The following is a 26,527-nucleotide window of genomic DNA, read 5'->3' on the forward strand; positions in this document are numbered from 1 at the left end:
TCAGAAACGCACCATCGAGGACACTTGGCGACACATCGGCCATCTCGTCGCAACGATCGAACCCGGCGAATGCAAGAACTACTTCGCAAACGCCGGGTACGCTTCCGTCAAAACGTGAAAGACTCTAGAGAATGAAGCGCAGCCGTTTCAGTGAAGAGATGGGGTGTTCGGTTCCGGTCGAGTATTCTCGAGGGACCAGCCCCAGCCATGCGGCGAGGTCGCGAGCCTTCTGGAACTGGCATCCGGTGCCGACGGCCGCCAGTAGCGCGGTGGCTCCCAATGCTCCGATTCCGGGGATCGTCATGAGCCGGCGGGCAACATCTTCTCGGTCTGCGATCGCTGCTATCTCCCTCGTCACGTCGTTGATGCGCTGCTCCAACTGGCGCAGATCGGCGAATCTGGCCGCGATGCCAGCTGCCTATTCGCTGTCGCTGGTTGTGCGTTTGCGGTTGACCCACTGGATTTCACCTGAAGTCATGAAGACAATTGCGCCCCGATCAAGCGCCAGAAGCTCGAGATATTCCAGCAACTGGACCGCATAGGCCTGGCGGTCGGCCGGCGATGGCGCAATGTCGCTCTTCCAGTCGAATGCAGCGACAGCGACGCCAGCGTCGAAGGCTATCGCATCGGCACGGGCAGATACGAGCAATGTTTCAGATCGGACGCCGTAAAGGGGGATTTCGGGCACCATGTTGGCTATATAGGGCTTCAAGCCAGGGAGCTTGAAAGTGCGCATCGCGGTCGCGGCCATTTCGGCCGGATCTGGTCTTGCTGCATCTGCGGTAATCAGCTGGCCCGCGAGGACTTGGGCACGGCGTTCCAAATGGTTGGTGTCTGGCTCAACGACTTGCGTGAGGAGCTCTTCTGTCAATTTGTGTAAGATAATGCCGCGGAGCGCCCCTGCACCTTCAACAAGGGCGTCCGGTATGGATTGAATGCCACTTTCTGACGTGTCGATTCCTGCCCGGTCGATGAGCTCGCGGTCGACATCGTCGATACTCGGTCGGTGCCATCTGATGCGCGGGTTGGAGACCTCGATGCGCTCGCTTTCCTCGGCAAACAGCTGCGAGGTCTGACTGCTGGTGGTCAGTGGTGACCGCATGTTGCGGGGCTTTGAGGCAGGATGTCTTATCTCGGCAAGCGATGCCTGGCCCAGATCGAGGAATTTTGCCCAGCCGCCAAGAGGTGACCAGCCGGGCGCGGGAAGAACGAGCAGGTCGAGGGCGCGGGTGCATGCGACATACAACAGCCTCTCATGTTCCTGCGCCGCCTCCGCTCGATCGGCCGCAACTGTCTCATCAAGCGTGCTCGAAATGATATCGCCCAGCGTCCAGTGGACGCTGTTGTCGGCTGAGCGGTGAAAGAAGTCGTTTGCATCGTCCGGCATGGTGACGAAATTGATCGGGATGACCACGGGCCATTCCAATCCTTTCGCCTTGTGCACCGTGACGATATCAATGCTGTTGCGCTGGGCGTCGGATGGGGCCTCATCCGTCGGCGCGCCGGCGTCCCAGTCGACGGCCAGATCGATCGCCAGCTGTTTGAGGCCGCGCACATGGTAGCTGCGTGTTTGCTCCAGCAAGGCGCCGATATTGCCAAGGGAGCGTGCCCGTTCCTCATCGCTTCGGCTAGCAATGCTGGGCATTACGCGCAGCCGCTCGATCGCTTCTGAAAGGATTGCGTGGGGCGTCGTTGAGCGGCGCTTTCGCCACAGATCCTGCAGGATCGTAAGAACCTCTCTGGCCACCGGGTGATGGACAAGCGACAGATCGGTGTTGAGGTCAAGGAAGGCCTTTTCGTCGTGCTGTTTGAGAGCGGTGGCGATGTCGAGAAGGTCCTTTTCTGTCAGTCCGATAAGAGGGCCTCGCAAAACCGCTCCCAGCGCCAACGTGTCTCGGCTGTCGGCCAGCGCCCTGACCAAGGCAACGAAGTCCTGCGTCTCCTGACGCCGGTAAAGGTTCTTGCCCGCTTGGGAAGCGACCGGGATCGCCAGTTCCTCCAGGGCGCGCTCATATCGCCAGAGCCCCGTGCGGCGAGGTGCCAGAAGCGCAATGTCGCCGGGCTCGGCCAAGGCAATTTTGCCGCTCGATCGTCGCACCATCACATTTCCAATCAGCCTGCCGCAAAGCTCGGCGACGGCCTTTGCCTCGACATCGCGGATGGTGTCGGCATAGGCGTTGGGGGCAACGTCGTAGCTCAATCGCGCGACGCTCTGGATCCGGTCCAGGTCTTCCGCGACTGTCGCCGCCAGCGTGACGTAGCCGCCCTGTTGCATGGTCAAGCGTTCCGCAAAAACCTGGTCGACATGCTCGAGGATGCTCTTTCCCGATCGGAAGTTTGCCTTGATCTGAAGGACATTGCCTTGAAACTGGGTCTCTACCGCCGCTCGTGCGCCCAGATACGTCTTGAGGTCCGCACCACGGAAGCGATAGATCGCCTGTTTCGAATCGCCCACCATGAACAATGCGCCCGGCCGCATGATGCGCTCTTCCCATGCGACCGCGCTGCCTGTCTCGCTCGTGATCAGGAACAAGATTTCTGTCTGGACCGGGTCTGTGTCCTGGTATTCGTCGACCAGGATGTGCCGGTAACGCTTGGCGACATCTTCACGGACTTTTTCGTTCGAACGCAAAAGATCGCGCGTGCGCATCAAGATGTCGTCAAAATCCAAAACCGCCGCATCGCGCTTGAACGTCTCGAAGGCCTTGAGAAGCCCGTCTGTCTCACCGAAGAAACCCGCAAGCAGCGTATCGGCAATCGTTGCCATGCAATCGCCGAACAATCGCGCGCAACGCTCGTAGTGCTGCCTTCCTTCTTCCGTCAGCAACGGACCCTGGCTCTTGCCGGCTGAATGGTCCCAATGGTTTTGCCGCAGCCTGTAGCGCGCGAGCTTGTGGCCATCGCGTCGCGAAAGGGTCGGACTCTTGACCTGAACCAGTGACCACAGTTGCGAGAACGGCAGCCCATCCGAGCGCGCATCCGAGATTGCGTTGGCAAGCGCCTCGAAAGCCGTGACATCCTCAAATGCCTCATCGGGGGCCGGCACCCGGCTGATCCAGCGCCGGAATTCAGCGATGGCGTCGAACAGCTCATGCACCAAGCCGCCATAGGCAGCGGGCGTGAGTGGCCTTGCTTCAGGATGAGAGCGGCGAAACCTAGCAAGCGCCGTCAGTGTCTTGACCGCCAGCTTCGGATCGTCGGCGGCCATCACGACGATTGGGTCGCCAGGCCGTGATGCCTGCCCGAGCCTTGTGCCAAGCCAGTTATCGAAAATGCTTTTGAAGGCAAGATCGGTCTGCTCGGCGTCCATGACGACGGCGCCCGGGTCGACGCGTGCCTCCACGGCGTAGCTCTGCAATATCTCGAGGCAAAAGCTATGGATCGTTGAGGCTGTCAGATCGCCAAGCTGTGGTCTTGCATTGCGCAGGGCTTCGATTTGATCGTCACGCAGCGGCTGCTCGCTAAATGCCGGTGCAAGGTCCTTCGGCACCATGCCGTTGATCAGCATGCTGGCGAACTTATCCACTCGCTCCCGCAATTCGCCGGCGGCTCGCTCGGTAAAGGTAATGGCTGCGATGCTTGAAGGCAGGCGCCCGGCTGCCAGCAACATCACGACGCGCCCTGCCAATAACGACGTCTTGCCCGTTCCGGCAGATGCCTCGACAAGGAGCGTGGCGTCCAAGTCTGTCAGCGCGCGCCAGCGCTCCCGGTCGTCCGGCCTGCTTGTCATTTCGACCCCCAGAATGCGGCAAGGTCGCGACCGGCAGCCTCTCTTATGGCGCTCGACTTCCGGTCGACGTAACTGGCCGACGCCGGCAAAGCGATCTTGCCGAAGCGTTCGGGCATCACCGCAACGCCTGGATAGATGACGCCATTTTCAAGCACGATGCGCGCCTGCCTTACCCAGTTCGCGACAAGATCCCCAAGCTGCTGTCCGTTCTCAAGCGCATAAGCTTTCACCGGTGGCCGCAAATAGATCAGCCGGGCAGCAACCCTGGTGATGTCTGGAAGCAATTGCCGGCAGGCAAGCGAATAGAGCACCCGCTGCAGTTCGGCGCCGCCGCCAATATTTATCTTGTCCGGCGCCTTGGGCCTCTGGCCCGTCTTGTAGTCGGTAACCCGAACAGCCTGGGCGACGGTACGAAGATCAAGGCGGTCGATCGCACCCTGAATGCGGATGTCGGTACCCGGCAGGACGACCGGCTGCTCGGGATCCCAGGGCAGAGGTGTTCTTAATGCGGCCTCGCGGGCGCCGCCGCCGAAGGGGACTTCCGTCCAGGAGCGGGTGTCGGCCTCCGTCAACGTTTCAAAGGTAAGGCCGGCGAGGCTGAGTTTGACCGCTTGCCGGACTGTGCTTTCCCACAAAACTGGCGGCGGAACATTGGTCTCAAGCGGCCAAGTCGCAAGCACATGAGCGGCCGCGGTTGCCAATGCGTCCTCGACGTCGTGGCGCGCGGCCGCCTTGAAGCCAGGCTCCGGCTCAAGGTGGTCGACTGTCCTTCGCAACAGCTCGTGGACGAGCCGCCCCATGTCGTCGGCTGGAAGGATAAGCCCACGTTCCTTGTGAACCAGGTCGCGCCAGCCAAACGCGTAGTACCAGACATAGGCCAGCGGGTCGCGCAACAGCCGCGACAGAGATGTCGGGGACTGGGGCTTTCCAAGCAGCGACGACAGAGCAGGGTGTGAGCCGCCGACCATACCGTCATGGGGCGTCAGCCTTGCGGACCGCCAGTCGTTCCAGGCCGCCATTGCGGAGCTCACCATGCGATTGTCGGCGTGATCTTGCGGCCGGGCCAGCAGCCGATCGGCTTCAGTAAGCGCGTGAAGCGCCGGCTGCTCGCGCGGCACAATTTCCAAAGTCTCGGTCGATGCTTGCAGCGTGCTTTGCCCGATACGCTTGCCGTCCCCGGAAAGCCTGGCGCTAGACAGCACCGCCAGCTGCGCAGTCGCCACGACGTTTTCAAAGCAGCGCCGGTCAGAAGTTTCCAGCGGATCTGGATCGATCAGCGCCCGCGGCACGATGTAACCTGGAAGCATAGGGTCACGGCCGCTGTTGCGCGGCCATGACTTGGTATTGAGCCCCATCAGCCAGGCAAAGCGGCGTGGCGCGGCGGCCAGCTGGTCAACAGAGCACCACGCTATTGAATCGGCTGGATCGCGGTCGTCGGCCACACGCAGCGCCTGAAGTGAAAACATCAGCGCTGACGCCGGCGCGGCGCGTAGCGCATCGTCCCAAAGATTGCGGGCCCGTCCCCGAAGCAGCAGCTTGCCGGCTGCTTCGGCCTGGCTTGTTCCCATTTCCAGCAGCCTGATGACAGGCATCAGGATCGATGAAACTGACGCGTTGGCGGCCAGCGCCCGCTCCCACTCTGCGGCGCTCGACAGCGACGCTTCGCTTGAGACCGGCAAACGGCCATCGGGCAGGCCATCGAGGACGGTTCCCTGGTTGACGGCGAGCGCCAGCAGCCTGCGAATGCGCGCCTGGCCAAGGCCACCTTGCAGAGCGTCGGCAAGTGCCGCGCATCGCTGCCCGTCCCTGGTTGCAAGCGCGGGCCGGCCATGCACGAAACAGAGCGGCAGGCTGGAGCCGCTCGCCAGCGCCAGCATATAGTCATCACATGCGAAGGGAGCCGTCGTTGCGATCGCGATTTCGCCTGCTTTGGCCTTGCCGGAGGAAAGTAGCGCGCGAGCCCAGCGCATGGCTTTCAGGGCCTCGTGGTAGGGATCGGCGCAACTGATGTCGCGTCGAGTTCCCTGGCCCCTAGAAGCCTGCCGGAGCCTGCCTTCAAACCAAGCCGCATCGCAACAAGGCGGCGCTATCCACTCGACATCGATGGTGTCGCACAAATCGTTGATCAGCGGGCGCCAGATTGGATCGACAGCATGGACCCCTTCAAGACAAAGCGATCCAATCACGCGCGGGCCAAATGGCACGGCCTGGCGCGCCAACCGGCAAAGATCGGGCAAGAGCAACTCTCCCGGCTGCAGATGAAGACGCATTTCATCTTCGATCCGCGCCAGATCCCGCAGACGTGGTTTAGACGCTGCGTCTGCGCTTCGGAGGTCATAACCGGCGCGCCAGACATCCCCAAGTGTGCGCAGGACAGCTCTTGCCGCGCCTGGAAGATCGCGTATTGGATAGATCTCGTCGAGCAGATCCGCACCAGCCAGTGCCGTGCGCACGCCGACCTCGATACTTTCGCGTGAAGCAGGCCGCAGCAGGCCACCTGCAAGGCGCGCCGCCAGAGACGCGGCCGTCATGATCTGCAGCCCATGCTCGCTATCGCGTGCCGCCGAAGCGCGGCGCATCGCATAAGCCAGCGATCCTTGCACGAGCACGCTCTTAAGAGACGGGCCTTCGGTCATGTCTTCTCCGGAACCTCAGCTTTGGTCTTCGCTTGACCCTGCCGCCGGGTCCAAATCAAGATGCAGAAAGACGATGGGTTCAGTTTGCAAACAATGCCCTTGCCATGATCACCAGACTCTGACGCCGTGCCAAGCTCCAAAATCGTTCCAACGAGGCGCGTTCATGAGCATCCCCGAAAAAAATCTACAATCGCGTACGACAATGGATGATTTCGGTCAGGGATTTCGAGATTGCCAGGAGCGCGGCAACGTTCTTGCTCGAGGGGGTCGACGAGACAGCCAGATATCGCCTGGCTGATCTTCGAAAATTCAAAGGTTTTGAGAAACGGCAGGGGAACTTGTATCTCGACTGGGCGGACATCCTGTTCAGGCCGATCCGGCGGTGCCAAACAGAACGATGTCATGAGCTTCGCGCAGCACGAGGCTGCGATGCTGTAGTGCCCTGAGATCCAAATTGGCAACGGTGGGGCGAACACCATCGGCGACCATACGGATCGTTTGCGAAATCAGGACGGCAGCAGCAATCATACCGACAAAGGGAGCGCCTACCGCCACTTGTCCCAACCGCGTCAGGCCGCATTCGTCGAGGTCGCCGCGATCATGGAGATTTTTATAAGCAGGCGGGCGCTCAGCTAGGGCAACGGGCGCATTTCCTTGAGGCCCCTCCTCGTCCACTTCCGGGCCGTCGGCCCAGATGCCGATCGCCTTGTTTGGCGCTGGGAAACTATGAGTCCTGATCAGGCGGAAATCTTCCACGCCGCTACCGAGGCCGGCCTCGAAAACCGTCGTAAAGCCCGCGCCTTCGAGGATGGCTCGCGCCTGGGGGTTGTCCACGCCGCAAAGCGCCAGCAGGGGTTCGCCGTGGCCAACACGCAGATCGGAAGCGAACCTCCGCTCGACCATCCTGGACTGGAAACCGCGGGCCTCAGCCCAGTCAGCGCAGATGCGGGTCTTCAGCCGCCCGGCGTCTGTAGCGAAAGTGAGAACGGATGTGCTCTCGGTCGACGGCCCGACCCGGTCGACGTCCTGAAGGAACATGCGGACATTTGACGGATCGGCAAAAGGCAGGAGCCCGATCGTCCATAGGAAAGCCTGGCCGAGATGGCCAAGCCCAATCACCCAGAAATCCGATGGGAACTGTACCGCGACAGGCCCATCAGACGCCGGCGATCTCCAATCGGCGGACCGTTTGAGATCCCATAGCGACATTCCGATCGATCTGTAGCCTGCCATCGGCTCGCCATCGAAATGGGCGAAGACTTCCGACACGGCCAGCGCTCCGGCAAGCACGCCAGCGGGAGCAAACTCGGCAGAGTCGGGAAGGGCGGGGGCGTCGAACGGCACCAGGCCGGCTCGCCAGCCTTCGAATGTTGTTCTGATAGCAAAACCCGTGCGATCGCTCGCCGGCGGAGTTCCGATGCTGACAAGCGGAACGCCTTGCGGGATGTCCTCGACGACGATGCCCTGAAGGTGTCCTACCGCGTCAGCCAGGGTCGCACCGGCAACGACCGGAAACGTCAAAGGCGCGTCCAGGACGCCCGACACCGTAACGCCGCCTAGGAAGGTGCGGCGAGCGCAATTGAGAGCGGTGAGCAGCGCCGCCTGATGGGTCGGACTCGAGGCTGCGCTCTCGCCGATGAAAAGATGCATCCGGAAAGAATGCAACCGCTGCTCGGCTTCCTCCGCGGTAGCGGCCGTGCCGCGGTCCATGAACAGCTTTGCGGACCTGTTCAGGGTGTCAATGATATCTTCAGCCATGGATTGTTCCTTCAATGCGCAGTGTGGGCCGCAGAAGCGACCGTTTGAGTGCGGTCCAGCGAAAACGGCCCAGGTAGCGATAGAGCCCGATCTCCTCGAACCTGATCGGCTCGGCGGCAAAGCGGGGCAGGATCATCGCGATGTGACCCGGCTCGGCGATCATTGGGTGCAGCCGATCAGATTCGCTTTGCCCGGCACTGCCGGGGTGGGTGTGAACGTCGGCCGCGACAACCTCGCCACGTTCACGGCAGATGTTCCACAAATCGGCCATCGAGCCGCCGTCGATCTCGATGATGCCGGTATCGAACGCGTGAGGATCGATCTCGTCGTAGAACACGATAGAGGTGATCCTGCGGTGCGCAGTATTCGGTCCCAGAAGGAAAGCTCCGCTTTCCCGGTGGTTGCCGCCACGCGCTCGCAGTCCGTGATGAAGTTCGAGCCACAGGTCGACCGGGATCGAGAGATCAGGCCGCTGGCCGAACAGGCGCGAAATAAGCGAACGAAGCCAAAAGGTCATGGATGATCTCCACATAATGAACAATTCCGCGGGCGGGCCTCCAGAGCAGTTCGGGATGCTCCACGATCCATTGCTCGTGCCCAGGCAACGCCATTCGGTCACACGGCAAATAAAGGGCAGCAGCGTTCCAGTTTGAATTGAACGCCGCCGCCACCCGGCCCGAACCCTTCGGCCAATATTCTGCGGCAAGCGGCACGCCGGTCTCCATGTCGCAAGGCCTGGCGTTCGGCAGTTGCGCTGGATAGCCGTCCAGAAGAAAACGGAACCCCCACTCGGTGCCGTCGCGCGCTCTTATCGCGAAGTCGGCAGTCGGCCATGCCACGCGCAGCAAGCGCCATTGTTGTTTGATCGTGCCGAGCTGGAAATCAGGGCGCTCCAGGTGTTCCTGGAACGCCCTTTCCTCGGCTGTCGCCAAGGCCGCCATCAGCCCTGCACCAACTTCTTGCGGACCAGGTCGAACATAACGGCGCAGTTTTCGCCGGTGAAGCTGCCCAGATGTGCATTCTGCGGCGGCTGCACGCGGCTACCATGGATCTGGAGGACGTGCTCCTCGGCCTCCTCCTTGCCAAGGCCAGCCTTTTCCACGGCCCAGCGCGTCACCTTGGCGATCGTCGCCGAGGGCGCGAACTTGTGCTTGAAGGCTTCCATCTTGTAGTGGACCGTGACGTCGACCTTGCGGCAGCGGTGGGCATGGAACACCGGGTGGTCATGGCCATGGAGCGGGTGGTGGTTCTCCAGGGGCTCGTCGTCGTCCTCTTTGAAAATCAGGAGCTCGGCGACATCGATACCGCGCTCCTTCATCAAGGCAAGGAGATCCCCGACGACGGCAGCCCCTTCCAGTTCGAGGCGATCGGGAGGCTCGGCTCCGGCCGCGAAAAAGATTACAGTCTTCATCTATCAGTTTCCTCTGTTCCGGCACGGCAACAGGCCGCCCTTGAACATTGGATCGGCTGAGCTCAGTGAAAGCGGAAAGGCCGCTGCCAAGATTTTTAGAGGATTGATTTCGCCGCCGGTGCTTCGGCCGCCAAACGGTGCTGGCGAGGAAAGGTCCCGGTCAGGCTTCGGCGTTCGGCGCGGCGCAAATGAAGAGGTAAGGACAGCGCGGGCAGCGGAAATCGTCCTTCCTTGGCTCGTAGAGCCCGTCCCGAATGTTTGCGATCGCCGCCTCGCAGTCGTCCAGACGCTTGTCGAACTTCGCCTTTGTCTGGCCAATCTCAAGGACGGAGCCTAGGAGCAGGTAATGGTTCTCGACACGGGTCTGTGGGCCGAGCGTCTCTTCGACGGCTTTGAGAAGAAGGGTCGCTGACAGCCGATCCGCATCACCGGTCGATTGCCGCCCCGAACGGATTGTCTTGACAACGTGGTTGTCGCCGTCGCGAACGACGCGGTCCACCTCCAGGCCGACGATCTCGCCACCGATGGCCGTGGAGAGGCGGCCATTGGTGGCGGCCGCTCCAGCCGCCGAAGCGTGCAACCGATCGAGCATCGACATGGTCAGCTTGCGATATGCAGCGCCAAACATGTGCTCTTCGAGCTCGCTTTCACGCCACGCCTGGTGAAAAATCGCAGCGGCTTCGGCGCGATCATATTCGACGCCTTCGCCGAGTTGACGAACGAAGGCTATCACCTTTTGCACGCAGCCATGCGCGGCAAGATATGCGCTCGCCTTGGATCGCTGTGACAGGCCCAGGACGCGCGCGTAGAAGAAGCGGCGCGGACATTGGAAGTAGCGCTCCACATCATCTGCTGTCAGCTCATCAGGGGCAGCCGGAAGACGAATAGGGTGGTAGCTCGGCGGGGGCAATTTGCGGATCACACCGGCGAGGGAATGACCCGGGCCGACGGGAACCCGCTCGAGAAATTTTGATGGGTTGGCCTTCCGGCCGTTTCGCATGGTCGGCCGATAGAGTCTGAGGTGCCTCTTTGCCCTCGACATGGCAACAAAGAGGACGCACTCCTCCTCCGCCTCGTGAGCGTCCTCCTCCTCCGGGCCTAGCATTCCCACCGGCGCGGGGCAGGCCGGCGGTCGGTTTGGTGCGGGAACCGCTCCAGCGTAAAGCCCCGGCAGGTGGACGGCCTCGAACTCCAGGCCCTTGGATGCGTGAACGGTCATAAGGCGCACCCCGTCCAGCCCGCTCAGTTCAGGCGGGAGCTGTCTGAGGTCGCGCTCGTCGGCAAGCATGATCATGTGGCGGATGCGATCAAGGGCGCGGCGGATCGGTGTTCCCTTACCGTGGAGGGGCATGGCGCGCAGCGCATCGAGGAGTTGGCGCACAGCGACTCGACGCAGGTCATCGGACGGCGACTGACCCGACAGAACCGTCCTTACATAGTCGCTTGTGTCAAAAAGAAACCGGCTAAGCGCTAGCCAGGGTGTCGTGCCTTGGGTGGTCCCTTGCAGGTGGCGGGCCAACATCATCAGTCCGGCAAGCCCGGCCGCTGAAATTTCCTTCAAGCTCTCTATTTTTCTGAGAAGATCGAGAACCCGCTGCTCGGTAGTGCGTGCGGCCCCAATGACATTCAGCACGTCCTCCAGGGGGATGCGATATTCGGGAAGACCAGCGATACGCACTAGGCCGGTGCCCGCGCTGTCGGAAATGATCGAAAGCAGGGAAAGCAGATCGCGAACCTCTGCGCGCTCAAAAAGCGGCCCGAGATAAAGAACGGGTATTCCCCGTGCCTCGAGCTCCTCCGCAACAGTGGCAAGCGAGCCGTTGCTTCTGGCAAGTACGGTCTGGGAGCGAAGCGAAACGCCTCTTGCCTCGAGCTCGCGGATTGACCCGGCAAGGACGTCCATCTCGGCCTGGGTGTCGGCGCATGGAAAAATGGATGGGCTCTCACCGATCGAACCGATTGCGGCATGCAGCGTGCTGGTGCCTGCGAAGGCGCTGACTTTCATGGTGGCGCCAAAGGCCGTGTAGGCCTCGACGATTTCTTCGCTTGAGCGGTAGTTCTCTTCCAGGCCGTCCCTTGTTCCCACGGAGTAGTCAGCTTCAAACCTGGCTATGTTTGCCGCGGATGCGCCACGGAACCGGTAGATGGACTGACGGGCGTCGCCTACGACCCACAGATTGCTGCCTTCTGCAACGATTTCCTTGACAAGCATCGCGCTTGCGCGGTTCACGTCCTGGTATTCGTCTATATGGACGTGGGTGAAGCGCTTGCGCATTCCCTCCCGAAAATCCTGGTCCGAGCGCATCAACAATGTCGGTCGCATGATCAGATCGCCGTAGTCGACAGCCCGGTCCTTGATGAGCTGGTTCTGATAGTGCTCGTAGACCAGCGCTACTTCGCGCGCCTTCTCGGCAGCCACCACCTCGTCATCCGAGTGTGCCCTCGCGTGCATCTGTTCGGCAGCCCGCGCGTAGTCTTCCCAGCTCCACAATTCATCCTTGGCGCGTGCGATCGCTCGCAATATGTCGCGAAGCACCAGCGCCGGCTCGAAGAGATTGAGGTAGTGCTTCAGATCAAGCGCTGGCAGGACCTCCTCAAGCATTGCCACGCCTTCACTGGCGTCGACGATCTTTGGATCGTCCGAGACGCCGAAGAGCGAATGGTGCTTGCGGATCGTGTCCAATCCGAAAGCATGAAATGTTCCGGTCCAGACATTGACGGCACTTGAGCCCGCTACGCGCTGGACCCGTTCGGCCAGTTCCAGTGCCGCTCTGTTCGAGAACGTGAGAGCCAGGATCTTCTCTGGCGGGACCTTGTCCTTAATCAGGGAGACGATCCTGGCGGTGAGGGTCTTGGTCTTTCCGGTTCCAGGCCCGGCCCCAAGCAGGAATGGCGACCCGCGATGTTCGACCGCGCGGGCCTGTGACTCATTGCAATTGTCGTTTGCGGGACTGGACGTCTCGACCGTAGGCTGTAGGTCAGGCAGAAGCAGGCCGTCGGCAAGTTGCTGCAGCGTGGTGTCATAGCGCACCTTGAGGTCTTCAGAGATGCGGCTGGCGTTCATTCCTTGCAGAAATAGTTGCTTGGCAAGCGGCCGCGGCAAAACCAGCTCTCGTCCAAAACTGTTGGCCTGGGCCTCCCGGCGCTCCTTGATGCCATAAGTCTCAATGCGCTGGTTGGGATCCCCGCCATTGGCTTCCGAGCGGGGATAGTAGCCCTTCTCCACGCCATCATGGACTTTGAAGTGACCAATCTCATGGGCGAGCACCTCGGCCAGTTCGTCATCGGCCAAGTCATTGCGCACGAAGATAAATCTGAACTGGCGGTCGAGCGCGCCATGCGCACCGTCCAGCTCATGGTAGTCCGGATCATGTGGTCGGATGGTGAGCCCGAGATGTTTTGCCGCCCCGCGAGCAACCTCGATCGCAGTCAGAGAATCCGACAGTGCGGCTTCATTCCTGAGCGCCCGAGCAAGTGCGCGAATTGCTGCAAACTGGTCCAATCAAGCTTCCAGGTGCGCGAGCCAAAACTGTTTGTCATCTGGACTGAGGTCGGAACGTAGGATCGCTTCGGCGAAGCTTACCTTCGCACCCGTGCGCCTGCCGGAAGGCGCGAAATAATCGGCCGCGGCGTTGATCTGACCCGATGACAGATGTGACCAGATGTCCGCCATACTTGCGCCGGTGGCGTCTGCGAGCCAGGCAATCAACTTTCCCGGAATGGTGGTCTCGTCGATGCGGCCCCTGACAAGCTGACGCAGGATAATCAGGTCGACGCGGCATCGTTCAGCCAATGCTTGTAGGTCATCAGTTGACAGTTTCTCGAACGGGTCGATGGCAGCAGGCATCGTCAGCTGCCAAAACCGCTCCAACAATATTGTATGCTCCGAAACTGTCTGCTGAACGGTAAGGATGTCGTCCGACAAATCACTTCCATCCGAAGCGAACCATTCGGCGGCAAAGGCCAGAATCTCGGCGCGCAGTTGCGGGTTCTCGTTTGCGATCTGATTGATGCGGTCAGCGGTAGCGCCGTCCTCGAGCTCGAGGTGCACGCCGGCCAGTATGTCGTCAAGCTGATCCATAGGGATTGGGTTGCTGTTCATGGCCTCACTCTTTCCCGCGCCTTTGGCGTGGCGCGCTCTCCTCGCTCGCCCGGGCCTTCCGGCTCGCGCTCTTGATCAAGTATCGGACGTTGCGGTCCGTGCAGCCCATCTGCTCGCCTGCTTCCTTCTCGGTCAGGCCAGCCTGATGAACGTAGAATATGGCCAAGCGCTCTTTTTCGGTGAGCAACTGGTAGATCTGGTTCAACATAGCCTTGGCTTCCGCCAAAGGCATCGACCCACCTTTGGCCAGGCTCAGCGAATCCGCAGCCTCCTCGCCGGTCAGGTCGGAGCCCGGTTCGATCAGGTCCTCGCGCGAGACCTCGGTATTCGTGCGAAGCCGAACGGCGGCCTTTGCAGTCAGATAAAGCCGCTCCGCACCGAGCTTGAAACTCATCTCGAAGATGTCGAGGCGGTCGGTTTCTATCAACTTCAATGCCTTGTCCTTGACCAGATCGTCCACGCGCTCCCTGTCCAGGTTCGACATTTCCCTTGTCATTGGAGCGCCGGCCCGCTGCAGCCTTGAGAAGAACGCAACGATCAGGGCATCATATTGCGCAGTAGGTCGGTTCGGCTTGCAGTTTCGCATCAGGTAGACAAGCGTCTGAGGCCGCAGCTTGCCCGCCGCAGCCAAAGCGAACGCCTTTGGCAGCGGCCATTCAAGGACCGCCTCTATCTCGGCGGCCACCGCGTCCGGCCGGACGTAGCGCTCGCCTTGTTTGTTCGATCCCGCCAGTGGCTTCACCGGGCTCTCCCTTGGCAATCCAGTCATCTGGTACTCTTTGATCTAACGACGAATGAAAAAGCGGAAAGAGGAATTTTCACTTTTTCAAACCCACGTTTCCGCCCCGGCCAACTTGAGTTCCGCCAAGGCCTGCCATCTTCGGTGATGCAGGCCCAGAAACAGGCTGTCTGAAACGATTCGACCTTGCAGCCAATTTTCACGAAATGAAGTTATTCAAAATGCACTCGTTTCGCCGGATCAATATTTTCCACGGAATATTTCAAAACTATAGCGCCGAATAACAGGCGGAGATTGTTTTTGAACCAAAAATAGGGCCACGGTCCGGTCAGCTGCTTGCTATGGGTCAGGATGAGCACCACGAATTCTGATGGCGCAGACCGGACCTGCGCTCTGTGAGGGTAGACGCCGACGAGGCTGCCAGGAGATGCGTCGATGTCGACGCGCGTCCTCACACTGGCCGGTGAAATCTTGGCGCTATTTTTCGACTGGCGCGGCCCGCTGAACGACACGGCTACCCCGCGATCCGCTGCCAGTGTATCAAGGCCCAATTTTGGCGCCCCAAGAGTCTGTATGCCCCCCGCTTGTCGTCTTCGATACTTGCACAAGATCGCAATATTATGCGGACAAGCATCAACTCCTAGCGATGCGGTCGGGCACGATCCTGTTACGACTATCAGGAGAAGTGTTTTAGCCCCGAGGCATTCGCATGATGGTTACTTCGGCCTGGTGGCCTCGGCGGAGGTAACTCGCACGTTGCTCAGCAGCTGGCGCATGTCGGCATCCAAAAATTCGTTCTGTTGGACGAGGACGGATTCGCTGACCAATCTCAACCGACTGATGGGCGGCACTTGGTGGTACGTGCCGAAGCCGACCGTCACCGGAGTCTGCAAACAAGCTTTAAGCGGATTTTCGGCGACCCGAATTATTTTAAAATTTTGCTTGACACCTTTTTTCGTCGCGTGTATGGTCGAATAATAGGACATTCCTCTATTGTTGTATTGACTCTTGGCGAGCAATAATATATATTATTGCTCGTAGCTCTGTTTGCGTTTTGCGACAGGCTGTGACCCAGCCCCACCGGTGAGTGGGAGAAAGAGAGAGATACAAGCAATGAGGAATCCGAAATTAGATGTCCAAGAAATTTAAGTTTGTAAACGAAGGCGCCAAGCGCGCTTTCATGGACCTTCCAAAAGATATTAGAATCAATTTTTCAGGCGAAATCCGGAGAGTTCAAGAGGGCGACGACCCACTCGACGACTTCAAGGTTCTCAAGGGTGAATGGAAGGGCGTTATCGAACTACGAGAAAACGGCTCGCCGGCGTACCGAGCCCTCTACTGCGCAAAGCACCTCGACACGGTTTACATCCTCCATTCCTTTACGAAGACCAGCGAAAAGGCTGATCGAAAGGAAATGGATACCGCACTCTCCCGCTATAAGGAGATGATGGCCCAGGTTCGGGATATAATCCAAGCCGAAGCCAAGGCGGCGAAAGACAAAACGTCTACCAAGAAATAGGAGACGAGACCAAAGAGAGGCCGTTACGCGGCCTCTCTTTGTCTTTCTTCGACGCGGCAGACCACATGATGGCTACCGTCCAGCGCCGGCCTGAAGCGATACCCGAGCACTGCCAGATATCCAAAAAGCTTCTGGACCGAGAGCACGGCGATCTTACCACGCACAAGTTCGCTAACTCGTGACTGGGGGATGTTAAGCGCTGCGCCGATATGGGAGTTCTTCCATCCGCGCTCCTTGAAGATAGCGACGAGCGTGTTGACGAGATCCGACCGCAACGTCAAATCCGCAGCTTCCATCGGATCGTCCGCGATAGCGTCGAAAATGTTGTCGTATTCGAGCTGTGTCATAGCGATAATTCCAAATTTTAAAATTACAGAATTCTGTAAATAGGTCAAAATGGGGAAGCCGTCAAGTTCCACCCCCAGGCCGCCCGGCCTGGTGAAGGACGCGGGAAGCTCCCCGTCCACCATCAACTGGCGTGACGCCGGCGTCTTCGCCCTGTCAGGGCCAAGTCGTCGCCCGATCTGACGGTTCGAATCTGCGCACTACCTTTGGCTGCATAATCATATAAAGGCGAGCGGCGCATTGCGCGTGGTATGAGATAGAAACGGTTCATCTTCAGACGCGACACGGGGGGAAGTGCAGACGAAAAGTCGAGCGGTTCTATCCTCGCTACGGCTTCGATCTTTGCGCCTTCCAAGCTACCTAAGCGACTGGGTGGGATATTGGCGCCGATCAGCACGGCGTGCTCGCTGGAATCCAATGAAGGCATGTCGTTCGGCAGCGTGGATTCACTTAGAAGTTTGCCTCGGGGTGAACAGTCGTTAAACGACAGCGCCGCTCCCCACTTCCCACCATGCTGCGAAACGCCGCCGCGCCACCGAGCTTCGGCGCGTTTTTCGGTTCTCGGTAGTGATACCGCGGCCAAGCCAATGAAGGACTTCTTGACGAACCAGGATATGGCCGAGATCGTCGATGCAACCAGACGGAAGCAAATTTTGATGTGAGATATCGAGAATACCCCTCGCAACATGGCCTTCTGGTAGGAGGTCGAGCAATCGGTTGGCCAGGAAACGGTCACGACGGGCAAGCAACACGCAACCTAGTAACAAGAGTGGCAAGCTGCTATCGGAATGCGCGATCTTATCGAACGTGGCGCCCGCTACCTCAATATCTGCGTGTGCAGCAACCAGCACGGACTTTGACGCTGCGATAGGCGCTGGTTGGCGTAGAAGGTCGGCTAGCCCGACGGACGAAACGATATCTGGCTCAACAAAGGGGGAACCAGCCAAGGCATCAATGGCGTCCACATTCCGCCAGTCAAACGGACGTGACTCCGAAACTGCCCAAAGTGCTCGCCGCGCCCCAGCAGTCCCTTTGTTTGAAACGACTGTAAACGCTCGGACTCTCAAAAGACGGTCGGTGCTCGTTGAGCCAATATCGATCAGTTGGGTGCAAGTTTCATCGTCGAGCTGATCGTAACTTCCGATCGCATCGATTGCCTCTCTTGCGATCGGATAAGATGGCGGTTCATCATGAAATGGTTCCGTGTTGGACCAGCTGTCGCGACAAATCTTGAGTAGAACATCGTAATGTCTGGGATGTTGGCGTTCTGAGAGAAGCCCTACCAAGGCACGCCTGACGCGGCTTCCCTTGTCATCGACTAACGCGAGAAGAGACGGGCCGAAAGGCGTTGACTCACGCGCACCGAGTGTCTCTAGGGCGAGTTGGCGCGCATCAGCAACACGCTGGTCCAGGGCAAATCGGACGAGGTCCCCCTTCTCAGCATGGACTGCCAGCGAAACAGCATCAACGGCGTCAACCGGCGTAATTGATAGCTCAAGGGCTCTCTTGAGAGCTATATCGGGTGGTTCGCCGCTTGCTAACTCTATACGCGCAATTTGGTTGAGCAGGGCCGGCGAGGCTGACGGGATAGTATCGGACAAAAGCGTCAGCGCCGCACCAGTCGCGGGTTCCCATAGTTCGCCCTCTCTCTTCAGCAATCCGAAAATTTTCCGCTCGGCGAAAGGCAGTTGCGCCTTCACGTGATCGGCGATGGTACTGTCTTTCGCAACGCTCCAAAGGTCGAAAGTGATGACGACGCGCTGTTGCGTCGTCAAACTTGGAATCGACAGGATCTCCGAAATCGATTCGGATGCGGCATTTGCAAGGCAAAAGCCAAGGGCGCTTCGCACCTCAGCATCGTCGTCTTGGGCAAGGATTCGCTCGGTGAGTTGCCGTAAGAATCGATTGTCCCATCGCGTTGCCGCCAGTCGCCAAGCTCGAGCTTCGCAGCCAAGGTGAGTCCCGCGTTGGACCACTGCTTCGACTTCATCTAGCGAGGCCGAACCAGGCGAAGCGTGGATCGCATTACACCAATAGGGAAGCAGATCCTTTAGCAGAGCGTGATGGGAAAGCGCTTCCCAATCGCCATCGGCACGGATCGTATCGACATATGCCGTGACCATCTCTTCGGGACCAAGATGACCATCTCCCGGATCAGAGTACCAATCTTCGGCCGCTGCATCGAGCTCGCCGTTTTGAATTCTTTCCGAAAGGGCATCGAGTTCAGCTCGCTGTTCGGGCCCGACCCTTAGAGTTCCTAAAGCCGCTGCAAGTACTTTTTCATATCGGGGACGGTCAACCAAGGAGGCCGCCACGATTGTCGAAGCATTGTGATAGTAGCCTCCGCTTGCCACTTGCATCGCAGCATCGAGAAAGGCGTCCGTCAGGTTTCCGCCAAGTTCAGAAATTCGGGTCGCAAAGTCCGCACCATAATTGTCATTTGTCTGTGCCAGAACCGTTCGTACGAACCGGGCGCATATGGCATGGCTGTACGGATTGTCGCGGACAGCGGCTTTCCATTTCTCGTCGAAGGACGGCGAAGCCCATTCGTCATTAAACACCTGCCCCCCGACTTGAAAACCTGTCGTAAACCAACGCGCTAGGTTGCCAGGTTGGCAGTCCACGCTGGCCACGGTTGAGGCGAGCGATAGCAGCTCCGAAAACTGCGATGCCGGGTCGAGAAGACCTGCAGTCAACCACTGGTCCAGGATAGCTTGGGCAGCTGGTGGACATTCGAAATGATCAGAGAATTCTTCCAGTCCCAACCTGGCAACCTGCGCAGCGGTTTCAATGGCCCAGTCTTTCCGATCGCCTTGGATGCGGGTTAAGCCGTCGATAAGAGCCTCAATGGTTGCTGCGGAACACGCTGGATCGTTTTGCAGAAACGCCTCGAATCCGTCGCGCACAGACGGATGGGAAAAACTAATACTGTCTTGAGGTTGCCGGAGATGGCGTGCGGCTACCAGGAAGTTGGCCAGCGGTGTCAGACCTGCACTGTATCGTTCGTCCTGCTGGCGCATCTTGCGCTGCAGAATTGTCAACGTGGAGTGATCGACCTTTGATCGCGCCCGCAACAATGCCCATAGCACAGCAGCCCAACCGATCGTGTCCTGGACCAAGTCCTGCACCACGACCCCTTGAATGGCTTCCCGATGTGCGAGGGCGATCGCCCGATGCAGGAGCGCGCCATCATTCTCATCCGGCTCAGGCCCCTTGGAAAGTTCGCCGAAGAAGCGATCGATCTCAAGCGGGGTCGTGAGGTTCTTCAGAACATGCGAGCGAAAGGATAAGCCTTGTGCCTGAAGTTGAGCGGGCAAAAAATCAATCCGTCGGTCGTAAATTTTCGCGAGTTGTCCGTCCTCGTAGCTAGCCGCGTCGAGTGTGACAGACCAATGCTCCAACTCGTCTTCAGCCTTGCCCAATGCAAGCATATCGGTGCGACTGGTGACGATATAGCGGCAATCTGGCCGAGCCTCTCGGAAAATGCGCGGCAGTTGGACAGTCCAAGGCTCATGTCCCTGTTTGAGCCTGGATTGACCCCATGGATCATCGACATAGAACAGCGTAGGACCACTCTGCTGCGGTCTCAACTGCGCGGGATTGTCGGAAAGGGACACAATGGCAAGGTGCGGTTGATCCTTGCGCGCCTCCTCGCAGAGTGCGAGTGCGGCCAGCGTCTTTCCCGCACCCGAAGGTCCCTTGATCAGGAGCGCGTTAGCCGACTGGAGCTTAGCGTACAACTCGCCCCAATTTGCCGGGCGCACATAGTGCTCCAGCCGGGCAGAGCTTGCTAGAAATCCTCCACAAGAACGGATGAGTACCTCAATGTCATCGCGTGACCATGCGCATGGGCCAAGGCCGCGCATACGCCTGCCGGCTTCTTGCCTGAGCCTTGCCCGACATTCTGGCAATCGATCGTGAGGAACATGGAGGAAGCCCAGTAGTGTCTGGATCTTTTGTCCAATCACATAGTCCGTAGCGCCTGCCCAGATGGCGACGCGGCCGTCCGCCCCGTTTGGAAGATTCTGCCGAAGGTCCTGAGACATACGTCCCTGCTCCGGCCACTCCTCGAAGTCTTCTACCCGCAAATTGAGAAGAGCGCCGCGGACTGCGGCCGTTGTGACGAGGAGGTAGCGATTGAGTGGGTTCTCCAGTTGTTCCCGCGCCGCTTTACGCGCCTTGCCATGTTTAAGCAGCGCCTGAAAATCAGCGACGCTCCAAGGCTCGCCGGTCCTCCGTTTTACTTGAACGATTAGGGAGTAGCCGCACATCCGGCTATGAGTTTCAGTAGTATCTGTACGTTCTGAGTTTAGAACGGCTTCGATATCCTCGTCATTCTCGGGTTCAAGGATGATTTGGGATGCCGACTTCCGAATGAGAAGCAAATCGAGTGCAACGAGGATTGAGACGTCCAACTGATAGTCGAAGCCAGCAAGGGCAGCCCTGGCGCCCGATGAAGAACGCTGCGCAGGGAGTGGCGTGCCTCCGGTCTCCTGTTTCATCCTACGATCGCCTGTATGTACGCATCACGACATGATCGCACTGAACCAAGCCGGTTTGCTGGAAGCTGGTTGATCGAGCCCGCCGCTATATGGCGGATTGAAGTGCCCGGTAAAGTGGCTGAGTGACCGCGCGTCGCCCCTACTCCACCATAGATCAGCGTACCAGTTTTCCGGAACAAACTTGCGTGCTCTGAACAGCCGATGCAGCGCAAGGTGCGCAGCGATGTGTTAGCCGACCCAGTTTTCAGGTGCAACGTATCGACTGCTTTCGCAAGGGTTCTACGAACCTGTTTTCACATTTAGCGACCACAAGGAACGCGGTATCCTTTCGCGAGGGCGATCACCAGCGCTTATTGGGTCAAGAGGCGTAGTTTCGAAGGCGTGCATTGGCGTAAAGCTGGCTAGATGGAGAGTAGGAAATAGATGCTACTGCGCAACAACGTTCATGCTTTGTGCTTCGAAAGTCGCATAAAAGGGCAGTGTGGAACACAGCGTTGTAAGGATGGCATAGAGAAGTAGTAGCCCCTTCTTTAGTCTCGCTACGGGAAAAATTCTGGAAAATGGGTCTGCTTGGCTGGACGCAGAACGTTGTGCTTATTCAGCCGGCATTTCTGAAGCTTCTCGAACACGAACAGCTTGCCTTCGCGCACGCTGTCTTCGAGCGGCTTCGCCTTCGCCAGATGCGCCGCAATCGCGCTGGCCAGCATGCAACCTGTGCCGCGCATCGATGTTGCAAGGCGCGGTGTGTCGAAGCGCATTGGTTGGTGATCGGAGCGCAACAGAATATCGGTCGATTGAGGTCCCGACGCATGCCCACCCTTGATCAGCAGGGCTTGAGCGCCGGCGGCCAGCAGTCTTTTTCCTTGTTGGAGCGCTCCGTCCTCATCCGATGCCAGTTCGGAACCAATAAGGAGCGCCAGTTCAGGGAGGTTGGGCGTGACAATGCAGCAAAGCGGCATCAGATCGCGCTTCATGGCAGCGATAGCGCCTGCTTCCAGAAGTGCGCGGCCTGAGGTGGAGGCCAGCACAGGGTCGAGTACTGCGGAGACATGCGGGTATTTGCGCAGCACTGCGGCAACGGCAACAATGATCTTGGCAGTCGCCAGCATGCCGATCTTGATTGTGGCCACGTCGTTGGCCTGCAGCGCGGCGCACATCTGATTGGCCACCAGGCCGGGTGGCGAATGATGGATTTCGATCACGGCGTCGTGCGTTTGCACCGTTAGCGCTGTGACGGCCAGACAGGTGCGCACGCCAATGCCAGAGATCGTCTCGATGTCGCGTGCTATTCCAGCACCCCCGCTGGAATCTGATCCGCCAACGACAAGCACATGCGGTTCTCGTCTCATCGCCATCGGTCCGTCTTTTCGATCCATTCTCGCGTGCGCGCTTCGGGGTCGGAGCTCAACGTGATGTCGGTGACCACTGCCGCGCTGTTGGCTCCGGCCTCAAAGACGCCGTCGAGGCGGTCGGGGTTGAGGCCGCCGATGGCGACCAATGGGATCGGCGTCACTCGCCGGTTCCACTCGCTGATCCGCTCTAGCCCTTGTGGCGCCCACTTCATCTTCTTCAAGACGGTGGGATAGATCGGACCGAGCGCGACATAGTCGGGCTCAGCAAACATGGCCGTTTCCAGCTCGACATGATCATGCGTGCTCAACCCGAGCCTGACACCGGCTGACCGTATCCTCGAGAGGTCGGCGGTTTGCAGATCCTCCTGGCCGAGATGCACGAAATCGCAGCCCTCCTCGATTGCCAGGCGCCAATGATCGTTGACGATGAGCTGGCTTTTGTATTGGACACACAAGGCCTTCGACTTGCGGATCTCCGCGCGCAGCCCGGTTTCATCCATGGTTTTGATGCGAAGCTGAACCAGCTTGACGCCGAGCGGCGCCAACCGCTCGATCCAGGCAGCGCTGTCGACGATCAGGTAGAAGGGATCGAGCTTCATGAAAAAGCCGCACTCCCCAATGTCGGCGTCGATGGCTCGGCGACGTCGCGCGGTTCGAGCATTCCCGAGCCGAAAGCCGCACGACCGGCCTCGACCGCCTTGCCGAAAGCACGCGCCATGCCGACCGGATCGGCCGCCTTGGCGACCGCCGTGTTCAGGAGCACGGCGTCAAAGCCCAGTTCCATGACGGTCGCCGCGTGCGACGGCCGTCCGAGCCCGGCATCCACGATCAGCGGGACGCCAGGGAAATGTCTGCGCATCGAGCGTAGCGCCATGATGTTGATCGGCCCGATGGCGGAACCGATTGGTGCGCACCACGGCATCAAGACCTTGCAGCCCGCCGCAAGCAGCCGCTCGGCGGCAACAAGGTCGTCGGTGGTATAGGGGAATACCGAAAAGCCGTCCTCGGAAAGAATGCGGGCGGCTTCAACCAGGCCGAACACGTCCGGTTGTAGAGTGTCGTGGTTGCCGATCACTTCGAGCTTGATCCAGCTCGTCCCAAACACTTCGCGCGCCATTTTCGCGGTTGTGACCGCTTCCTTGACGGAGTGGCAGCCTGCCGTGTTGGGAAGGACTCTCGTGCCAAGCGAGCGGATCAGCGACCAGAATTTTTCGCCGGCCCTACCGCCTGCCATCTCACGTCGCAAGGAGACGGTCACTGCCGACGTGCCTGACGCCGTGATCGCGTCGGCAAGGATGGCCGGCGAAGGATACTGAGCCGTGCCGAGAAGCAGGCGGGAGGGAAGTGTCGTCCCGAGAAGATCGAACATGCTAGCCTCCCTGCATGGGCGAGAGGATTTCGATCCGGTCACCGTCGCTCAATCGGAACTCCGCCCGGTTGGCCTTGTGCACGAGGTCGCTGTTGACGGCCGTTGCCAGCCAATCGCCCTCATAGTCGAGCGCGGCAAGTAGCTCCGCCAGCGTGGTGGCGGCAACCTCATGCGCTTCGCCGTTGACCATTAGTTTCATGGGCAAGCTCCTTGGTTCTGTTTTGACTGAAAACCAGGTCGGCAGCCTGGCGCGCCATGGCGGGGGCGAGGAGAAAGCCGTGACGATAGAGCCCGTTGATTGCTATGATCTCGCCGTTCGTTTCGACGCGCGGCAGGTTGTCGGGAAAGGCCGGACGGACGCCGACACCGGTTTCAACGATCTCGGCCTCGCTCAAGGCCGGATAGAGGGCATAGGCGGCACCCAGCAGCTCCATCATCGATCGCGCCGTGACCGGTCCTGTGGACTGGCTTTCGATCATCGTCCCGCCAACCATGAAACGGTGATCGGTACGCGGCACCACGTAGAGCGGAAAGCGCGGATGAAGCAGCCGGACCGGGCGTGAGAGCGAAATGTCCGGCGTGCGCAGGATCAGCATCTCGCCGCGAACGCCGCGCAGCCCGTCGTCTTCTGCCGCCATCCCCGTGCAATCGATCTGACGATCGAAGCCGGAAACATGCCGGGCGTCGGTGCCGAAGTGGAATTCGACACCCATGGCTGCAAGCTTGTCATGAAGTGCCGCCATCGCCTGGCGCGGGTCGAGATGAGCCTCATCGGGGAAGAACAGTCCGCGCCGGAAGCGGCCGGCGAGATCGGGTTCCAGGAGTGCAATCTCGTCTTCATCGACACGCCGATGGCCGGACGTGCGGCTGGCGAACCGGTCAAGCTCGCCCGCATTCCGCGGTGCAGCAACAACCAGCGTTCCGGCCTGTGTCAACTGGCCGGACAGAACTGCATCCCACCAGCCGGCGGCATCGCGTCCGAGATCCAGCACTGGCTGCTCGGCGCTTTCACACTCGCACCATGGCGCCAGCATGCCGCCCGCGAACCACGATGCATTGCCGCCAAGGCCATGCCGGATCTCGGCGACTGTGACCGTCGCGCCGCGGGCGGTGAGTTCGAAGGCCGCGGTGAGGCCGGCGACGCCGGCCCCTTTGACCAGCACCCTCATGACGCTTCCGGCGCCTCTGGCATGACCCGTACGCCGGTCTCGTCTACCGGCAGGTAGAGATCGCCGCCATCGCGATATTTCGCCGCCATTGCCGCCATGCCCTCTTTCTGTGCCTCGGCGCGGATGTCGTGAGAAATACGCATGGAGCAGAATTTCGGCCCGCACATCGAGCAGAAATGTGCCATCTTGTGCGCCTGCTTGGGCAAGGTCTGGTCGTGGAAGGAGCGCGCGGTTTCGGGGTCGAGCGACAGGTTGAACTGGTCCTCCCAGCGGAACTCGAAGCGCGCGCGGGAAAGGGCATCATCCCTGACTTTCGCGGCCGGATGGCCCTTCGCCAGGTCGGCTGCATGGGCGGCGATCTTGTAGGTGATCACGCCAATCTTGACGTCGTTGCGATCGGGAAGGCCGAGATGCTCCTTCGGCGTGACGTAGCAGAGCATGGCGGTGCCAAACCAGCCGATCATGGCGGCGCCGATGCCCGAGGTGATGTGGTCATAGCCCGGGGCGATGTCGGTCGTCAGCGGTCCAAGCGTGTAGAAGGGCGCCTCGCCGCAGACGGCGAGCTGCTTTTCCATGTTCTCCTTGATCTTGTGCATCGGCACGTGGCCGGGGCCTTCGATCATTACCTGGCAATCCTTCGCCCAGGCGATCTGCGTCAGCTCGCCAAGCGTTTCCAGCTCGGCGAATTGTGCTGCGTCATTGGCGTCGGCGATCGAGCCGGGACGAAGACCGTCGCCGAGCGAAAAGGACACGTCATAGGCCCGGCAGATGTCGCAGATTTCGGCGAAGTGCTCGTAAAGGAAGCTTTCGCGGTGATGGTGCAGGCACCATTTGGCCATGATTGAGCCGCCGCGCGAGACAATGCCCGTGACCCGGTCGACGGTCAGCGGGATGTAATGCAGCCGCACACCGGCATGGATGGTGAAGTAGTCGACGCCTTGTTCGGCCTGCTCGATCAGCGTGTCTCGATAGACCTCCCAGCTCAGATCCTCGGCGATGCCGCCCACCTTCTCCAGCGCCTGATAGAGCGGCACCGTGCCGATCGGCACCGGCGCATTGCGCACGATCCAGTCGCGGATGTTGTGGATGTTGCGGCCGGTCGACAGGTCCATCACCGTATCGGCGCCCCAGCGGATCGCCCAGACCATCTTTTCGACCTCTTCGGCCATCGAGGAGGTGACCGCCGAGTTACCGATATTGGCGTTGATCTTCACCAGGAAATTGCGGCCGATTATCATCGGTTCGCTCTCGGGATGATTGATGTTGGCGGGAATGATCGCGCGTCCGCGTGCCACCTCATCGCGCACGAACTCCGGCGTGACGAAATCGGGGATGGCCGCGCCTAAGGCTTCGCCGTCGCGCTGCAGCTTGCCGCGCGACATCTGACGGCCGAGGTTCTCGCGGATGGCGACGAACTCCATTTCGGGGGTGATGATGCCGGCGCGCGCATAGGCAAGTTGGGTCACCGCCTTGCCTGCCTTGGCCCTGAGTGGCCGGCTGCGAATGGGAAATTCCGGCGTCAGGCGCTCACCGGTCACAAATCCGTTGTCCTCCGGCCGCACGTGGCGCCCGTCATAGGCCTCGACATCGCCGCGCGCGGTGATCCATTCGTGGCGAAGCCGGGCAAGACCGTTTTCAATGCTGGTTTCGACAGCCGGGTCGGTATAGGGGCCGGACGGATCGTAGACGGTGACGGGCGGCTCGCCCGCTGTCGGATGGACGGAGATTTCGCGCACCGGCACCTTGATCTGCGGGTGGAGGATGCCGGATTTGTGGACCTTGCGTGAGGCGGGCAGTGGTCCCGTCGACACGGCGGGGGGGAGGGCATTCATCGTGAGGCTCCTTTGCTCATGCATTGGAGACCCAGTTCTGTGCCGGAAGGATGAAAAGACGCT

Annotated in this window: 21 protein-coding genes and 2 pseudogenes; 3 read left to right on the forward strand and 20 right to left on the reverse strand. The window is 59.9% G+C overall.

Annotation, left to right across the window (positions count from 1 at the left end):
- Positions 1-118 (forward strand): annotated as a pseudogene (locus tag EN885_RS29850) (IS630 family transposase); the annotation flags it as partial.
- 48 nt (positions 119-166) lie between these two features.
- Here the strand turns inward: EN885_RS29850 and EN885_RS34410 are convergent.
- From EN885_RS34410 to EN885_RS29865, 3 genes and pseudogenes are all read right to left on the reverse strand, one after another.
- Positions 167-310 (reverse strand): annotated as a pseudogene (locus EN885_RS34410) (transposase); the annotation flags it as partial.
- Positions 311-418: 108 nt separating this feature from the next.
- Positions 419-3,730: a UvrD-helicase domain-containing protein gene (locus EN885_RS29860; RefSeq protein WP_128243877.1), complete on the reverse strand. Its 3,312-nt coding sequence runs from the start codon at positions 3,728-3,730 to the stop codon at positions 419-421.
- Entirely contained in the window at positions 3,727-5,700 is a 1,974-nt protein-coding gene (locus EN885_RS29865) for a PD-(D/E)XK nuclease family protein (RefSeq protein WP_164897941.1), read from the reverse strand. Before EN885_RS29865 ends, EN885_RS29860 begins: the two co-directional genes overlap by 4 nt.
- A gap of 183 nt (positions 5,701-5,883) precedes the next feature.
- On the opposite strand from EN885_RS29865, the gene EN885_RS33715 reads away from it, so the two are divergent.
- Complete coding sequence (locus EN885_RS33715; protein WP_164897942.1) at positions 5,884-6,207, forward strand: hypothetical protein; 324 nt, start codon at positions 5,884-5,886, stop codon at positions 6,205-6,207.
- A gap of 525 nt (positions 6,208-6,732) precedes the next feature.
- Here EN885_RS33715 and EN885_RS29870 read toward each other — a convergent pair.
- The 9 genes from EN885_RS29870 to EN885_RS33720 form a co-directional block, all read right to left on the reverse strand.
- Positions 6,733-8,124 carry a thiamine biosynthesis protein ThiF gene (locus EN885_RS29870; protein WP_128243879.1) on the reverse strand — a complete coding sequence of 464 codons (1,392 nt, stop codon included), beginning with the start codon at positions 8,122-8,124 and terminating at the stop codon, positions 6,733-6,735.
- Positions 8,117-8,461 (reverse strand): hypothetical protein, encoded by a 345-nt coding sequence (locus EN885_RS29875; protein ID WP_128243880.1) that lies wholly within the window; start codon positions 8,459-8,461, stop codon positions 8,117-8,119. The genes EN885_RS29870 and EN885_RS29875 overlap by 8 nt, the downstream gene beginning before the upstream one ends.
- Before the next feature lie 127 nt (positions 8,462-8,588).
- On the reverse strand, positions 8,589-9,065 hold the full coding sequence (locus EN885_RS29880) for a hypothetical protein (RefSeq protein ID WP_128243881.1): 477 nt from the start codon (positions 9,063-9,065) through the stop codon (positions 8,589-8,591).
- Positions 9,065-9,535, reverse strand: coding sequence for a hypothetical protein (locus EN885_RS29885; protein ID WP_128243882.1), 471 nt, complete (start codon positions 9,533-9,535; stop codon positions 9,065-9,067). The genes EN885_RS29880 and EN885_RS29885 overlap by 1 nt, the downstream gene beginning before the upstream one ends.
- Before the next feature lie 160 nt (positions 9,536-9,695).
- Positions 9,696-13,037 (reverse strand): ATP-dependent helicase, encoded by a 3,342-nt coding sequence (locus tag EN885_RS29890; RefSeq protein WP_128243883.1) that lies wholly within the window; start codon positions 13,035-13,037, stop codon positions 9,696-9,698.
- Positions 13,038-13,637 carry a hypothetical protein gene (locus EN885_RS29895; RefSeq protein WP_128243884.1) on the reverse strand — a complete coding sequence of 200 codons (600 nt, stop codon included), beginning with the start codon at positions 13,635-13,637 and terminating at the stop codon, positions 13,038-13,040.
- Positions 13,638-13,641: 4 nt separating this feature from the next.
- Positions 13,642-14,406, reverse strand: a complete 765-nt coding sequence (locus EN885_RS29900) for a sigma-70 family RNA polymerase sigma factor (protein WP_128243885.1) — start codon at positions 14,404-14,406, stop codon at positions 13,642-13,644.
- A 182-nt stretch (positions 14,407-14,588) separates the two neighbouring features.
- Positions 14,589-14,927, reverse strand: a complete 339-nt coding sequence (locus EN885_RS29905) for a hypothetical protein (RefSeq protein WP_128243886.1) — start codon at positions 14,925-14,927, stop codon at positions 14,589-14,591.
- A 165-nt stretch (positions 14,928-15,092) separates the two neighbouring features.
- A complete protein-coding gene (locus tag EN885_RS33720) occupies positions 15,093-15,362 on the reverse strand; it encodes a hypothetical protein (RefSeq protein WP_164897943.1) in 270 nt (89 codons plus the stop codon).
- Positions 15,363-15,508: 146 nt separating this feature from the next.
- On the opposite strand from EN885_RS33720, the gene EN885_RS29915 reads away from it, so the two are divergent.
- The gene (locus tag EN885_RS29915) at positions 15,509-15,895 is read left to right on the forward strand and encodes a type II toxin-antitoxin system RelE/ParE family toxin (RefSeq protein ID WP_128243887.1); all 387 of its coding nucleotides are present in this window, start codon (positions 15,509-15,511) and stop codon (positions 15,893-15,895) included.
- A gap of 23 nt (positions 15,896-15,918) precedes the next feature.
- Here EN885_RS29915 and EN885_RS29920 read toward each other — a convergent pair whose 3' ends face one another.
- The 8 genes from EN885_RS29920 to thiC form a co-directional block, all read right to left on the reverse strand.
- Positions 15,919-16,242, reverse strand: a complete 324-nt coding sequence (locus EN885_RS29920; protein WP_128243888.1) for an XRE family transcriptional regulator — start codon at positions 16,240-16,242, stop codon at positions 15,919-15,921.
- 477 nt (positions 16,243-16,719) lie between these two features.
- Positions 16,720-20,742, reverse strand: coding sequence for a hypothetical protein (locus EN885_RS29925; RefSeq protein ID WP_128243889.1), 4,023 nt, complete (start codon positions 20,740-20,742; stop codon positions 16,720-16,722).
- A gap of 539 nt (positions 20,743-21,281) precedes the next feature.
- Entirely contained in the window at positions 21,282-22,097 is an 816-nt protein-coding gene (locus tag EN885_RS29930) for a hydroxymethylpyrimidine/phosphomethylpyrimidine kinase (RefSeq protein ID WP_128243898.1), read from the reverse strand.
- Complete coding sequence (locus EN885_RS29935) at positions 22,088-22,693, reverse strand: thiamine phosphate synthase (RefSeq protein ID WP_128243890.1); 606 nt, start codon at positions 22,691-22,693, stop codon at positions 22,088-22,090. The genes EN885_RS29930 and EN885_RS29935 overlap by 10 nt, the downstream gene beginning before the upstream one ends.
- Positions 22,690-23,463 carry a thiazole synthase gene (locus EN885_RS29940; protein WP_128243891.1) on the reverse strand — a complete coding sequence of 258 codons (774 nt, stop codon included), beginning with the start codon at positions 23,461-23,463 and terminating at the stop codon, positions 22,690-22,692. The genes EN885_RS29935 and EN885_RS29940 overlap by 4 nt, the downstream gene beginning before the upstream one ends.
- A 1-nt stretch (position 23,464) precedes the next feature.
- A complete protein-coding gene (gene thiS / locus EN885_RS29945) occupies positions 23,465-23,662 on the reverse strand; it encodes a sulfur carrier protein ThiS (RefSeq protein ID WP_126104944.1) in 198 nt (65 codons plus the stop codon).
- Complete coding sequence (thiO, locus tag EN885_RS29950) at positions 23,631-24,632, reverse strand: glycine oxidase ThiO (protein WP_128243892.1); 1,002 nt, start codon at positions 24,630-24,632, stop codon at positions 23,631-23,633. Before thiO ends, thiS begins: the two co-directional genes overlap by 32 nt.
- Positions 24,629-26,464, reverse strand: a complete 1,836-nt coding sequence (gene thiC / locus EN885_RS29955) for a phosphomethylpyrimidine synthase ThiC (RefSeq protein WP_128335243.1) — start codon at positions 26,462-26,464, stop codon at positions 24,629-24,631. Before thiC ends, thiO begins: the two co-directional genes overlap by 4 nt.
- Positions 26,465-26,527 lie beyond the last annotated feature (63 nt).

The sequence above is a fragment of the Mesorhizobium sp. M6A.T.Cr.TU.014.01.1.1 genome, assembly GCF_004022765.1.
Classification (GTDB): domain Bacteria; phylum Pseudomonadota; class Alphaproteobacteria; order Rhizobiales; family Rhizobiaceae; genus Mesorhizobium; species Mesorhizobium mediterraneum.

Bases quoted from the DNA above. Each gene is read 5' to 3' on its own strand.
- thiO (WP_128243892.1), bottom strand. From the start codon at position 24,632: ATGAGGGTGCTGGTCAAAGGGGCCGGCGTCGCCGGCCTCACCGCGGCC.
- EN885_RS29880 (WP_128243881.1), bottom strand. From the start codon at position 9,065: ATGGCGGCCTTGGCGACAGCCGAGGAAAGGGCGTTCCAGGAACACCTG.
- thiC (WP_128335243.1), bottom strand. From the start codon at position 26,464: ATGAATGCCCTCCCCCCCGCCGTGTCGACGGGACCACTGCCCGCCTCA.
- EN885_RS29895 (WP_128243884.1), bottom strand. From the start codon at position 13,637: ATGAACAGCAACCCAATCCCTATGGATCAGCTTGACGACATACTGGCC.
- EN885_RS33720 (WP_164897943.1), bottom strand. From the start codon at position 15,362: ATGTCCTATTATTCGACCATACACGCGACGAAAAAAGGTGTCAAGCAA.
- EN885_RS29870 (WP_128243879.1), bottom strand. From the start codon at position 8,124: ATGGCTGAAGATATCATTGACACCCTGAACAGGTCCGCAAAGCTGTTC.
- thiS (WP_126104944.1), bottom strand. From the start codon at position 23,662: ATGAAACTAATGGTCAACGGCGAAGCGCATGAGGTTGCCGCCACCACG.
- EN885_RS29940 (WP_128243891.1), bottom strand. From the start codon at position 23,463: ATGTTCGATCTTCTCGGGACGACACTTCCCTCCCGCCTGCTTCTCGGC.
- EN885_RS29865 (WP_164897941.1), bottom strand. From the start codon at position 5,700: ATGCGCTGGGCTCGCGCGCTACTTTCCTCCGGCAAGGCCAAAGCAGGC.
- EN885_RS29900 (WP_128243885.1), bottom strand. From the start codon at position 14,406: ATGACTGGATTGCCAAGGGAGAGCCCGGTGAAGCCACTGGCGGGATCG.
- EN885_RS29920 (WP_128243888.1), bottom strand. From the start codon at position 16,242: ATGACACAGCTCGAATACGACAACATTTTCGACGCTATCGCGGACGAT.
- EN885_RS29860 (WP_128243877.1), bottom strand. From the start codon at position 3,730: ATGACAAGCAGGCCGGACGACCGGGAGCGCTGGCGCGCGCTGACAGAC.
- EN885_RS29885 (WP_128243882.1), bottom strand. From the start codon at position 9,535: ATGAAGACTGTAATCTTTTTCGCGGCCGGAGCCGAGCCTCCCGATCGC.
- EN885_RS29915 (WP_128243887.1), top strand. From the start codon at position 15,509: ATGTCCAAGAAATTTAAGTTTGTAAACGAAGGCGCCAAGCGCGCTTTC.
- EN885_RS29925 (WP_128243889.1), bottom strand. From the start codon at position 20,742: ATGAAACAGGAGACCGGAGGCACGCCACTCCCTGCGCAGCGTTCTTCA.
- EN885_RS29935 (WP_128243890.1), bottom strand. From the start codon at position 22,693: ATGAAGCTCGATCCCTTCTACCTGATCGTCGACAGCGCTGCCTGGATC.
- EN885_RS33715 (WP_164897942.1), top strand. From the start codon at position 5,884: ATGGACCCCTTCAAGACAAAGCGATCCAATCACGCGCGGGCCAAATGG.
- EN885_RS29930 (WP_128243898.1), bottom strand. From the start codon at position 22,097: ATGGCGATGAGACGAGAACCGCATGTGCTTGTCGTTGGCGGATCAGAT.